Source organism: Cupriavidus sp. 10L43_2, from assembly GCF_056395265.1.
Window position 1 is genome coordinate 74,789 of the sequence record NZ_JBFTJE010000024.1, and the last position, 12,212, is coordinate 87,000.

Below are 12,212 nucleotides of genomic sequence, written 5' to 3' on the forward strand. Positions count from 1 at the left end.
CCGCCGATTTATGGCGTAGGCTGCACAATCGCCATGCCGACATTGCCCCTGCCCGAGGCGAATGGGCTGCCCGGCAGCGGCGTCAGCAAGCCAGTCGTCGCATTGATCTCGAATCCATACACCGGCCCCGTGTAGGACGGCGTGTAGAGGTAGCGGCCGTTCGGTTCGATCCGCAGGCGCTGGCCGGTGACGCTGGCGGGCGTGCTCCCGACACTGAAGTCGACCAACCCCGTCGCGAGATTGCGACGGAACACTTCGATGCTGTTACTCATCGAGCCAAGGACATAGGCGAACGAAGGCGCGAGCGCGACATCGGTCGGCCCGGCCGCGGCCGTCGGGAAGTCCGCGACCGCCGCGACCATCCCAGTGCTGGTGTCGATCAGGCCGATGCCGAGCGAATTGCTGAAAAGGTTCGCGAAGAACAGGGAACGGCCATCGGCAGACACGGCGCCCCCGCCCGGCCGGGCGCCAAGGCTCGGCGCGGTGTTCGGCGTGGACAGGACACCGGTCATCGCATCGAAAGGCATGCTCCAGAGCAGGTCCGGCATGGCGTTCATCGCGTAGACATACTGGCCGTCCGGGGACACGGTGAGCCCCGTCGTGACACTCGACATGCCGCTCGGCTGCGTGGTCGAAGGCGTCAGCGCGTACGTCGCGGCGTCGATGCCATACGTTGCCACGGATACGAGCCCACCAACAAACAGCCACTTGCCGGACGGGTGCATGGCGATAACCTCCGGACCCGGCAGGGTCAGGGCCGTCGCCCCGGGGATGGCCGCCAGCGCGCCGGTGACCGGGTCCAGCCGGAATCCGACGACCGTGCTGTTGTCCCCCGCTATCGCATAGCCCACCAGTCCCGAGGGCAGGAAGGCGATGTCGTTGATCTGGTTCACGCTCGGGAACGGACTGTTGGGCACGGCGGCCAGCACGCCGGTATTCGGATCGATCCGATAGACCGAAATCGTCAGATCGATGTTATTGGGCACCACCACGAACTGCGCCTGCACGCAGGTAATCGCCACGTTGGTGACGTTGGCGGCGGCGATGGTGCCGCTGCCGTTCTGCACCGTGCAGGTCTGGCCGGCCGGCTGGGCGAACACGGTGACGTTGTAGGGCGTGGCATCGGCCAGCCCGCTGGAGACGGTGAAGGCGCCGTTGGCGCTGACAACCGCCGTATCCCCATTCACGCCGGAAAGCGTCAGGCTCTTGCCCGCCGCCAGCCCGGTGACCGTACCGCCGACGCTGTAGGTAGGCGGCGGCGCGGTCGGACGCGCCAGCGCGGCGTTGGCGCACAGGCGAGTGCCCGTGGGGGCGTCCGCGCAGGCGGCCAGCACGGCCGAGCCGGCCAGCCTGGCCGAAGACGGGCTGCTGACCTGTGCCGAGTGGCCGTCCGCTGCCGGCGTCACGGGGAAGGTGACATCGCCCGTGGTCCAAGACCAGTTGGTCAGGTCGGCGATCCCATCGACACCGTCCGAGCGCCGCACGGCTGCGGTCACGGTCTGCGCCGCCCCGCCAGCGGTCAGGGTCAGGTTCGACGGCGACAGGGTCAGCGTGTATGACTTTGCCGGCGCGGCCTGCACGACCAGATGGGTGACCGAGGTAGCGCGGCTGCCATCGGCCAACGTCGCCGTGGCGGTGATGTCGACCTCCCCGGCGTTCCGGGTCTGCACGGTGGCGTAGGTGCCGACGAATACCGATGCCGAGACGCCCGTCGGCGCCTTGTCCGAAGCCGCCGTGACTACGGCGACCGATTCATCGGAAGACGTCCAGGCAAAGCTGGCGCCTTTGACCTCGCTCCCATCGGCGGCCAGCAAGGTCGCCTTCAGTGTCAAGCTGCTGCCAGCCACCGGCGCGCCGCTGGTGGTGTCGACCACCACCTTGGTCGCCGCTGGCGTGGCCGAGGGGGCCGGCGCGGCCTTGTCATCGGAACCGCAGGCGGTGAGCACCGCAGCGGCAAGCAAGGCAATGCCGAGCGCGCGTGCGCCGGCAGGAAGACGAAGGAACATGGAACCCGACCCCGTAATGTGATTGGAATGGTTTGATCCGACTGGCCTATGGCGCCGGCTGGACAATCGCCATGGCAGCGTTGACGTTGCCCGTGGCGAACGGACTGCCTGGCACCGGTGTCAGCGCGCCGCTGCCTGCATCGATGGCGAAGCCGTACAGCGTGCCGTTGAGGGACGGCGTGTACAGGAAGCGCCCGTTCGGCTCGATCCGCAGACGCTGGCCGCTGATGCTGGCGGGCGTGATGGCGAGCGGCAAGGGGCCAAACATGGGGTCGATCCGCATCGTCTGGATATTGTTGCTCCCTGTACCAAGGACATAGACAAACTGGCCCGACGGCGTGACAGCGACGTCGATGGGACGCGACACCCCAATCAGCATGTCCATGACGCTCGTAATCGCCCCTGTGGCATCGAGCGTGCAGCTACCGAAGCTATTGGTGTCCAGGTTAGCGAAGTACAGCGCGCTGCCATCGCGTGACAGGGCCGTCCCCATCGGCCGTGAGCCAAGCGATGATCGGGTGTAGGCGAACGTAAGGGAGCCCGTCGCCACACTGACGGGAGCGTGCCACAACGCGTCCGTCGCGATGCTCGTGGCATAGACGTTCTGCCCGTCGGCGGACACCGCGACCCCGCCCGCACTGGCCGATCCGCCTGGGGACAGGCTTGACGTCAACTCCGCGGCTTGCGTCACGGGATTGATGGCAAAGCTCGCCAGCGTACCTAGGCCGCCGACATAGAGATGCCGGCCTGTCGGATCCACCGCGACGACCTGAGGCGCGAGCGGCGTCGGGGCACTCGCCGCCGCAATCATGGTCAGCCTGCCGGTGGCGGCATCCAGCTGGAAGGGGACGATCGTGTTGTTATCCACCATCACCGCATAGCCCACCCGGCCGGACGGCAGGAAGGCGATGTCGTTGACCTGGTTCACCGTCGGGAACGGGCTGTCCGGCACGGCGGCCAGCGCGCCGGTAACGGGGTCGATCCGATAGACCGACAGGGTCCGGTCTCCGCGGTTGGCCACTACCACGAACTGGGCCTGCACGCAGGTGATCGCCACGTTGGTGACGTTGGCGGCGGCGATGGTGCCGCTGCCATTCTGGACGGCACAGGTCTGGCCGGCAGGCTGGCCGGACACCGTGACGCTGTAGGCCGAGGCGGCGGCCAGCGCGGTGGGCAGCGTGAACGCGCCGTCGGCACTGATCGCCAGCGAATCGCCATTGGGGCCTGTCAGCAGCAGGCTCTTGCCAGCCGCCAGTCCGGACACCGTGCCACCCACGGTGTAGGTGGGCGGCGGCGGCGTGGCCGGGCGAGCCAGCGCGGCATTGGCGCATAGGCGGGTGCCGGTGGGGGCATCGGCGCAGGCTGCCAGCACGGCGGAGCCGGCCAGCGTGGCTGAGGATGGGCTGCTGACTTGCGCCGAATGGCCGTCCGCTGCCTGCGTCACGGGGAAGGTGGCGTCGCCCGTGGTCCAAGTCCAGTTGGTCAGGTCGGCGATCCCATCGACCCCATCCGAGCGGCGCACGGCTGCGATCACGGTCTGCGCCGCCCCGCCAGCGGTCAGGGTCAGGTTCGACGGCGACAGCGTCAGCGTGTACGACTTCGCCGGTGCTGCCTGCACGACCAGATGGGTGACCGAGGTCGCTCGGCTGCCATTGGCCAGTGTGGCCGTGGCGGTGATATCGACTTCCCCGGCGTTCCGGGTCTCCACCGTGGCATAGGTGCCGACGAACACCGAGGCCGAGACCCCCGTCGGCGCCTTGTCCGAAGCCGCCGTGACTACGGCGACCGATTCATCGGAAGACGTCCAGCCAAAGCTGGCGCCCTTGACCTCGCTGCCATCGGCACCCAACAGCGTCGCCTTGAGCGTCAAGGTGCTGCCAGCCACCGGCGCGCCGCTGGTGGTGTCGACCACCACCTTGGTCGCCGCTGGCGTGGCCGAGGGAGCCGGCGCGGCGTTGTCATCGGAGCCGCAGGCGGCAAGCACCGCGGCGGCAAGCAAGGCAATGCCGAGCGAGCGCGCGCCGGCAGGAAGACGAAGGAACATGAAACCTGACCCGTAGTTGTCTTGAATGGTGGGGAGCCGACTGGCTTATGGCGTCGGCTGCACAATGGCCATGCCGATATTGCCGATACCCGTGCGGAACGGACTGCCCGGCACCGGCGTCAGCAGGCCAGTGGTCGCGTCGATGGCAAAGCCGTACACCAGGCCGACGAAAGACGGCGTGTACAGGAAGCGGCCGTTCGGATCCATGCTTAGGCGTTGCCCATTGACGCCAGTCGGCGTGGCCCCCAGGTCCCGGTCAATCAGACCCGTCGTGAGATCGCGCCGAACCACTTGAATTTGATTGGTGGTGAGCGCCCCCCCGGTCAAGACATAGGCAAACGGGCCCGACGGGGCGAGGACGACGTCGGTCGGCTGGAACATGCCCGAGGAGGAGAACCCGATCGCGCCTACGGCACGGTTGACAGCATCGATCACGCCGGCGCCAAGCAGGTTGGCGGTCATGCCCACGAAGTACAGGAAGTTCGCATCGGCCGACAGCGCCGCCCCGCGCGTACCCAAGCCAGTCGTTTGCCTGACGCTGGGCAAGCCAAGGTTGCCCAGCGACGTATCGAAGGGCATGGACCAGATCTCGCCGGTCCCGGTGTTCACCGAATAGACATACTGCCCGTCCGACGACACGGCGATCCCTGACGTACGGCCTGCCAGGTCGCCGCTGATATACCCAAGCCGAAGCGACAGCGCGTGGGTGACGGGATCGAGGCTGTACGGCATGACAGACCGGCCGGCGCCAATGATCAGCCACTTGCCCGAGGGGTGCACGGCGACGACCTCCGGACCCGGGTCGGTCGGCATGTTCGTGCCGGGGATGACGCTCAGCGCGCCGGTGGCAGGGTTCAGCTGGTAGGCCTCGACCGCGCTGTCATTGGCCATAACCGCATAGCCCACCAACCCGTCCGGCAGGAAGGCGATGTCGGTGACCGGCCGGGTGGTGGTGAACGGGCTGCCCGGCACGTCCGAGAGCGCCCCGGTGCCGGGATCGATCCGATAGACCGAAATCGTCGAGCCCATGCTGTTTGGCACCACCGCGAACTGCGCCTGCACGCAGGTAATGCCCACGTTGGTGACGTTGGCGGCGGCGATGGTGCCTACGCCGTTCTGCACGGTGCAGGTCTGGCCGGCGGGGTGGCCGGTCACGGTGACGCTGTACGCCGAGGCGGCGGCCAGCGCGGTGGGCAGCGTGAAGGCGCCGTCGGCACTGATCGCCAGCGAATCGCCATTGGGGCCTGCCAGCAGCAGGCTCTTGCCAGCCGCCAGTCCGGACACCGTGCCACCCAGGGTGTAGGTGGGCGGCGGCGGCGTGGCCGGGCGAGCCAGCGCGGCATTGGCGCACAGGCGGGTGCCGGTGGGAGCATCCGCGCAGGCGGCGAGCACCGCCGAGCCAGCCAACGTGGCCGAGGATGGGCTGCTGACTTGCGCCGAATGGCCGTCCGCTGCCGTCGTCACGGGGAAGGTGGCGTCGCCGGTAGTCCACGACCAGTTGGTCAGATCGGCGATCCCATCGACACCATCCGAACGCCGTACGGCTGCGGACACCGTCTGCGCCGCTGCGCCAGCCGTCACGGTCAGATTCGACGGCGACAGGGTCAGCGTGTAGGACTTTGCCGGGGCGGCCTGCACCACCAGATGGGTGACGGACGTCGCGCGGCTGCCATCGGCCAGCGTCGCGGTGGCCGTGATATCGACTTCCCCGGCATTCCGGGTCTGCACGGTGGCGTAGGTACCGACGAAGACCGAGGCCGAAACACCCGCCGGCGCCTTGTCCGAAGCCGCCGTGACCCCGGCGACCGACTCGTCCGAAGATGTCCAGGCGAAGCTGGCGCCCTTGACCTCGCTCCCATCGGCGGCCAGCAGGGTCGCCTTCAGCGTCAGCGTGCCGCCCGCCACTGGCTGGGCGCTGGTCGTGTCGACCACCACCCTGGTCGCCGCTGGCGTGGCCGAGGGGGCCGGCGTGGTGTTGTCATCGGAGCCGCAGGCGGTGAGCACCGCGGCGGCAAGCAAGGCGACGCCGAACGCGCGTGCGCCGGCGGAGAAGTGTGAAAGCATGGACCCAACCCGTTTTTTTTGATGTTTCGCCCGGCCTTGTTGACCGGTGCATTGCGCGCGACTGTAACAGCGCTGTCACGTTTTGACTGTCCCCAAATGGGGGGACTAGCGGGCGTAACGCCCACGGGGAAAACCCGGGTTGCAGCCCAACCCGGTCCCCATTTTGGGGCGCCGTTTTCCCGGGCTCGCATCCATATTGCGAAACCCGCCTATTCGGCCTATTACGTCAGGAAGCCCCGTTTTCTTGAATCGGCAACCTGGCAGCCCGGCTGCCCCGCGCATCATGCAAGAGCTTGCGTTTCGCACGCTGCTGTACCGCTTTTTCTTCTTCGGCTGGCTGTTCAAGGACGCCAGCCGGGGCGACCTGTTCGAGCGCGCGGCGGCGTGGCGCTTCAACCAGTCGCGCGCCCACTGGCTGCCCACCTATATGCGGCGCTGGCTCTGGTGCGGCCTGATCCTGTTCGCCCTCGGGGGCATCGCCGAATCCATGATGAGCGCGCCCGCGCTGTCGGCCATCTTCTACGTCCCTAGCGTGCTCAGCGTGCCGATCAATGTGGTGATCGGCGTGATCTGGGTGGGACTCAAGTCACTTCGAGGACCGTTGTAGGCGTCTCCCCCGCGTGCTGCACAGATCACCCTAATGCAGCAAAGGTCACGATTGTGTCATTCCTGACACATAGGCTTGCGGGTCTGCTGATGTGGCAGACCCGATCCAACCAGCCCTGACCCCATGAAACAAGCCAGTTTGACGACCGCCCTCGCGGCCGCGTGCCTTGCCGCGCTGCTGCTGGCCGCCTGCGGCGGCGACGACAACAAGCCCAGCCCGAGCCAGCCGCCCGCCGGCGATCCGCCGCCCGCCTCCGCGCCGGCCCCGGACAAGCGCTGCGCGCCCTGACCGTCCCTGACGGCACCTCTCTCCAACACTCCAGAACCCGAACAATGATCTCCCGCCGCAAGTTCTTGCAGGCGAGCATGGGCACGGCTTTCTCCGCCGCCGCCCTGGCCGCCTTTCCGCCCAGCATCCGCCGCGCGCTGGCCATTCCGGCCAATAACGCCACCGGCACCATCGCCGATGTGGAGCACGTGGTCATCCTGATGCAGGAAAACCGCTCGTTCGACCATTACTTCGGCACGCTCAGCGGCGTGCGCGGGTTTGGCGACCGCCTGACCATCCCCATGCCCAGTGGCCGCAACGTCTGGCAGCAGGCGCGCACCAACGGCTCGCTGATCACGCCGTACCACCTGAACGGCGCCGCCAACAACGCCCAGCGCACGGCCGGCACGCCGCACGCCTGGTCGGACAGCCAGGCCGCCTGGGACCACGGCCGCATGTCGCGCTGGCCGGTGGCCAAGACGGACACGTCGATGGGCTACTTCAAGGAACAGGAGATCCCGTTCCAGTTCGCGCTGGCCAACGCCTTCACGCTGTGCGATGCCTACCACTGCGCGATGCACACCGGCACCGACGCCAATCGCTCGTTCCACATGACCGGCACCAACGGCGCGATGCCGCTGAACCGGGCCTTCGTGAACAACGAGTGGGATGCCATCAACGGCGTGGCCGCCGACGCCAACATCGGCTACACATGGAAGACCTACGCCGAGCGGCTCGAGGAAGCCGGCATCAACTGGATCAGCTACCAGAACATGCCCGACGAATGGGGCGACAACATGCTGGGCGCGTTCCAGACCTTCCGCCGCGCCAACCTGAACTCGGGCTTCCCGGTGTCCAGCGGCGGCTCGCCGGGCGCCCCGTACACCAACACCGGGCAGGCCGTGCCGTACAAGGCCTATGACGCGGCCACCGACAACGCCGCCAATCCGCTCTACAAGGGCGTGGCCAACACGCTGCCGGGCACCCAGCCGGAGCAGTACCTCGACGCCTTCAAGCAGGACATCGCCAATGGCAAGCTGCCGGCGGTGTCGTGGATCAACGCGCCGTCGATCTACTGCGAGCACCCGGGGCCGTCCACGCCCGTGCAGGGCGCGTGGTTCCTCCAGGAAGTGCTGGACGCGCTGACCGCCAATCCGGACGTCTGGAGCAAGACSGTGCTGCTGGTCAACTTCGACGAGAACGAYGGCTACTTCGACCACGTGCCGTCGCCGTCCGCCCCGTCGCGCAATGCCGACAGCACGCTGGCCGGCAAGACCACGCTGACCGATGCCGACATGGCCGCCGAGTACTACACGCAGTCGCCGCCGGTAGGCAGCACCAGCCAGCCGGCCCGCGATGGCCGCGTGTTCGGCCCGGGCCCGCGCGTGCCGATGTTCGTGATTTCCCCGTGGAGCCGGGGCGGCTGGGTCAATTCGCAGGTGTTCGACCACACCTCGGTGCTGCGCTTCCTGGAGGCCCGTTTCGGCGTGCAGGAGCCCAACATCAGCCCGTTCCGCCGCGCGGTCTGCGGCGACCTGACCTCGGCGTTCAATTTCAAGACGCCGAACAGCGAGGCGCTGCCCACGCTCGCCGGCCGCGGCTCGCGCGCTGCGGCGGACGCCCTGCGCGTGGCCCAGCAGGCGTTGCCGGCCGTGCCGGTGCCCTCCGACATCAACCTGCCGGAGCAGGCCACCGGCACGCGTCCGTCGCGCGCCCTGCCCTACGAGCTGCACGCCAGCGCGCGCGCCCATGTGAACGGCCAGGTGGAGATCCTGTTCGCCAACTCGGGCACGCAGGCGGCCGTGTTCCACGTGTACGACCGCAACGACCTGAACAGCATTCCGCGCCGCTACATGGTGGAGGCAGGCAAGAATCTGTCCGATAGCTGGAGCACGTCGGCCGCCGCGCCGGGCCAGTACGACCTGTGGGTGCTCGGCCCGAACGGTTTCCATCGCCATTTCAAGGGCGATACGACGGTGCTGGGCGGCGCGCTCGGTGTGGCGGAGGTGCGCGTCTGCTATGACATCGCCAATGGCGACGTCTACGTCGACCTGATGAACACCGGCAAGGCCGCCTGCACCTTCCGCGTGGCCCCGCTGGCCTATCGCACGGACGGTCCGTGGGAAGCCACGGTGGCTGCCGGCGGCACGCAGACGCTGCACTGGTCGCTGAAGGACAGCGGACAGTGGTACGACTTCGCCGTGACGACCCCGCACGACAGCGCGTACTACCGCCGCTTTGCCGGCCGCGTGGAAACCGGCCAGCACACCATCACCGACCCGGCGATGGGCACGGTCTGAGCAGCTTTTAATCCGCAATAGCCATGCGGGGCTGTGACAGGAGGCTTAAACGTCACACACCCCGCATGTGCATCCCCCGACCTCCCGCAAGTCCCAGCACTCCGCACTTGCCCCTTATCGGTGGCAGATATTCCGGGTTTGTTGACATATCATCACGCCCGGCGTGACGGGTGGCTCCACCCGGCGCACGCCACGGCCGTTTGGTCACGGCCTTTCCGTTCAACACACGTTCGATACATAACAGGCTCCGGACCGGCAACTCACACGCCGGCGACGCGCCATTTCAGGGGAATACGATGAAACAGAACCGGTGGGCGCTCGCCCTTTCCATGGCCACGGCCCAACTGCTGACCGCCTGCGGCGGCGGCGACGATGCGGGCACCAGCGCCCCGGCGGCGGCTGCCCCGGCGGCGGCCACGCTCTCGGGCACGGCGGCCACCGGCGCGCCGGTCCAGAACGGCGCCGTCGATCTGCGCTGCGCCGCTGGCACGGCCTCGACCACGAGTGACGCCAACGGTGCATGGTCGGTTTCGTCCGCCGGTCTGGCGCTGCCCTGCGTGGCGCGCGTGACCGGCCCCGCCGGGCTGACGCTGCATTCCTACATTCAAGGTCCCGGCACGACCAACATCACGCCGATCACGGAACTGGTGGTCGCGGGCGCCGCGCAGAACCCCGACACCGGCACGGTGTTCAACGCGTTCAACCCCACGCTGGCCAGCCTGATGCAGTCCAACCTGGCCTCGGTGCTCACCCTCGTGCGCGCCCGTCTGGTCAACCTGGGCGTGGACACCAGCGGCCTGAACCTGCTGAACCAGCCGTTCAAGCCGGTGTTTGGCGATGCCTATGACGACAAGCTCGAAGCCCTCGCCATGCAGTTGGCCGCCCGCCAGACCTCGCTGGGCGCGATCTCGCAGGACGTGGCGCGTGGCGATGTGGGCAGTCCGGGCGCCGCGGGTGCCACGGGCGCAACCGGGCCGACTGGCGCCACGGGTGCGACTGGGGCGACGGGCAGCACCGGCGCCTCCGGCCCCTCGGGTGCCACCGGCACCACTGGCGCGGCAGGCCCCACTGGTGTGACGGGTGCCACGGGGGCCACCGGCGCCACGGGTATCACCGGCCCGTCCGGCCCGCAAGGCCCGACCGGCAACACTGGTGCTACGGGTGTCACGGGCGCGGCCGGCGCCACGGGGGCAACCGGTGCAACGGGTGCCACCGGCGCAACCGGTGCCCAGGGCCCGCAAGGCAATCAAGGCCAGGACGGCGCAACCGGCGTGTGCACGCTCGGCGAGGTCTGGCTGACCGCCCTGCCCTACCCGGAGAACTACGAGCTGGGCGGCATGGTCGCCAAGGGCCAGCTCCTGCCGATCTGGACCTATACGGCCTTGTTCTCGCTCATCGGCACCACGTATGGCGGCGACGGCACGACGAACTTCGCGCTGCCGAACCTGACTGGCCAGGCGCCGGCGAACCTGACCTATATGATCTGTACCGAGGGGCTGTTCCCGCAGCACATCTGACGGCAGCAGCACCGCCTCCGGCCACGGCAGCCCACGCCGCCGTGGCCGCAAGATGCGCCACCCAACCCACCCCACCCCACCCCAAGCTCCATGCCACGCATCTGCCTGAACATGATCGTCAAGAACGAGGCGCCGGTCATCGCGCGCTGCCTCGCGTCCGTGCGCCCATGGATCGATAGCTGGCTGATCGTCGATACCGGCTCCACCGATGGCACGCAGCAGCGCATTGCCGCGTGCATGGCGGGCCTGCCGGGCGCGGTGCACGAGCGGCCCTGGCGCGACTTCGCCCACAACCGCAACGAGGCGCTCACACTGGCCCGGGCACAGTGCCAGCCGGACGACTACATCCTGTTCATCGATGCCGACGAAATGCTGGGCGTGCCGGACGGCTTCCGCTGGCCGGCGCTCGGCACGGATGGCTACCGGCTGCGCTGCGAACTGAGCGGCTGGCAGTACCAGCGCAACGCGCTGGTGCGGGCGGGGGTGCCGTGGCGCTGGGAAGGGGTGATCCACGAATACCTGACCTGCGATACCCCGGCGGTCTGGGACGACCTGCAGGGCCCATCCATCGTGGTCTCGCGCGACGGCGCGCGGGCCCGCGACCCGAACACCTATCTGCGCGATATCGAGGTGCTGGAGCGCGCCGTGGCCGACGCCCCGGACAACACGCGCTACCGTTTCTACCTCGCCCAAAGCTGCCGGGACGCTGGCCGGCCGGCGGACGCCCTGCGCCACTACCGCGCGCGGGCCGCCATGGGGGGATGGGACGAGGAGCAGTGGTTCGCCACCTACCAGTGCGCGGCGATGCTCGCGCTGGACGGCGCGCCGGACGAGACGGTGACCACGGCCTACCTGGCCGCCTATCAGGCCCGCCCCACCCGCGCCGAGCCCCTGTGCGACCTCGCCCGCTGGCACCGCCAGCGCGGGGAATACGCGCTCGGGCACCTCTACGCCCAGCAGGCGGCGGCCATGCCGCTCCCCACCGACGCGCTGTTCGTCGATACCTCGGTCTACCGCTGGCGTGCGCTGGACGAGCTGACGGTCTGCGCCTACTACATCGGCGCCCAGGAACAAGGCCGCGCCGCGCTGATCCGGCTGCTCGCCGAAGGGGCGTTCCCCGAGTCTGAGCGCGCCCGAATCGAGGCGAATCGGCCGTATTACGGGATGTAACCCTCCCTCTGGTTCCCCTAGGGCGCTTCAGCGATACCCCTTCGGGTTCGTACTGGAATCCCGCACGTACGGATCGCTCGGCGCGATCCGGCAGGCGGCTTCGACATCGGCGGGCCAGAGTGGCACTTTGCTTGTGGCGCGGTGGACAAGACGGCCAATAAAGAAGAAGACGTGGAATGGGGACATGAACCACTTGAGGATAGGGTTCGATGCGTCTCTCGACACCAGCGCTATCCA

General features: G+C 68.3%; 8 protein-coding genes and 1 pseudogene. 5 read left to right on the plus strand and 4 right to left on the minus strand.

The features are described 5' to 3' along the window. Positions 1-8 precede the first annotated feature (8 nt). Genes AC1DEL_RS25445 through AC1DEL_RS25455 form a run of 3 tightly spaced genes read right to left on the minus strand, consistent with a single transcriptional unit; the run spans position 9 to position 6,114 of the window. Entirely contained in the window at positions 9-2,006 is a 1,998-nt protein-coding gene (locus tag AC1DEL_RS25445; RefSeq protein ID WP_477125959.1) for a lactonase family protein, read from the minus strand. Between the two features lie 46 nt (positions 2,007-2,052). Next, on the minus strand, positions 2,053-4,050 hold the full coding sequence (locus AC1DEL_RS25450) for a lactonase family protein (RefSeq protein WP_477125960.1): 1,998 nt from the start codon (positions 4,048-4,050) through the stop codon (positions 2,053-2,055). A 45-nt stretch (positions 4,051-4,095) separates the two neighbouring features. Next, entirely contained in the window at positions 4,096-6,114 is a 2,019-nt protein-coding gene (locus AC1DEL_RS25455) for a lactonase family protein (protein ID WP_477125961.1), read from the minus strand. A 283-nt stretch (positions 6,115-6,397) separates the two neighbouring features. On the opposite strand from AC1DEL_RS25455, the gene AC1DEL_RS25460 reads away from it, so the two are divergent. The 5 genes from AC1DEL_RS25460 (at position 6,398) to AC1DEL_RS25480 (ending at position 11,975) form a co-directional block, all read left to right on the plus strand. Further along, positions 6,398-6,721, plus strand: a complete 324-nt coding sequence (locus AC1DEL_RS25460) for a hypothetical protein (RefSeq protein WP_092296475.1) — start codon at positions 6,398-6,400, stop codon at positions 6,719-6,721. Between the two features lie 123 nt (positions 6,722-6,844). Then, positions 6,845-7,009: a hypothetical protein gene (locus AC1DEL_RS25465; protein WP_177219952.1), complete on the plus strand. Its 165-nt coding sequence runs from the start codon at positions 6,845-6,847 to the stop codon at positions 7,007-7,009. A 44-nt stretch (positions 7,010-7,053) separates the two neighbouring features. Beyond that, positions 7,054-9,288, plus strand: a complete 2,235-nt coding sequence (locus AC1DEL_RS25470) for a phosphocholine-specific phospholipase C (RefSeq protein WP_092296478.1) — start codon at positions 7,054-7,056, stop codon at positions 9,286-9,288. Positions 9,289-9,584: 296 nt separating this feature from the next. Next, complete coding sequence (locus tag AC1DEL_RS25475) at positions 9,585-10,805, plus strand: phage tail protein (protein WP_477125962.1); 1,221 nt, start codon at positions 9,585-9,587, stop codon at positions 10,803-10,805. 90 nt (positions 10,806-10,895) lie between these two features. Then, the gene (locus AC1DEL_RS25480; protein ID WP_477105464.1) at positions 10,896-11,975 is read left to right on the plus strand and encodes a glycosyltransferase; all 1,080 of its coding nucleotides are present in this window, start codon (positions 10,896-10,898) and stop codon (positions 11,973-11,975) included. A gap of 27 nt (positions 11,976-12,002) precedes the next feature. Here AC1DEL_RS25480 and AC1DEL_RS25485 read toward each other — a convergent pair. Beyond that, positions 12,003-12,212 (minus strand): annotated as a pseudogene (locus AC1DEL_RS25485) (hypothetical protein); the annotation flags it as partial.

Excerpts from the sequence above, each read along its gene's own strand:
- AC1DEL_RS25445 (WP_477125959.1), bottom strand. The coding sequence starts at position 2,006 with ATGTTCCTTCGTCTTCCTGCCGGCGCACGCGCGCTCGGCATTGCCTTG.
- AC1DEL_RS25450 (WP_477125960.1), bottom strand. The coding sequence starts at position 4,050 with ATGTTCCTTCGTCTTCCTGCCGGCGCGCGCTCGCTCGGCATTGCCTTG.
- AC1DEL_RS25455 (WP_477125961.1), bottom strand. The coding sequence starts at position 6,114 with ATGCTTTCACACTTCTCCGCCGGCGCACGCGCGTTCGGCGTCGCCTTG.
- AC1DEL_RS25460 (WP_092296475.1), top strand. The coding sequence starts at position 6,398 with ATGCAAGAGCTTGCGTTTCGCACGCTGCTGTACCGCTTTTTCTTCTTC.
- AC1DEL_RS25465 (WP_177219952.1), top strand. The coding sequence starts at position 6,845 with ATGAAACAAGCCAGTTTGACGACCGCCCTCGCGGCCGCGTGCCTTGCC.
- AC1DEL_RS25475 (WP_477125962.1), top strand. The coding sequence starts at position 9,585 with ATGAAACAGAACCGGTGGGCGCTCGCCCTTTCCATGGCCACGGCCCAA.
- AC1DEL_RS25480 (WP_477105464.1), top strand. The coding sequence starts at position 10,896 with ATGCCACGCATCTGCCTGAACATGATCGTCAAGAACGAGGCGCCGGTC.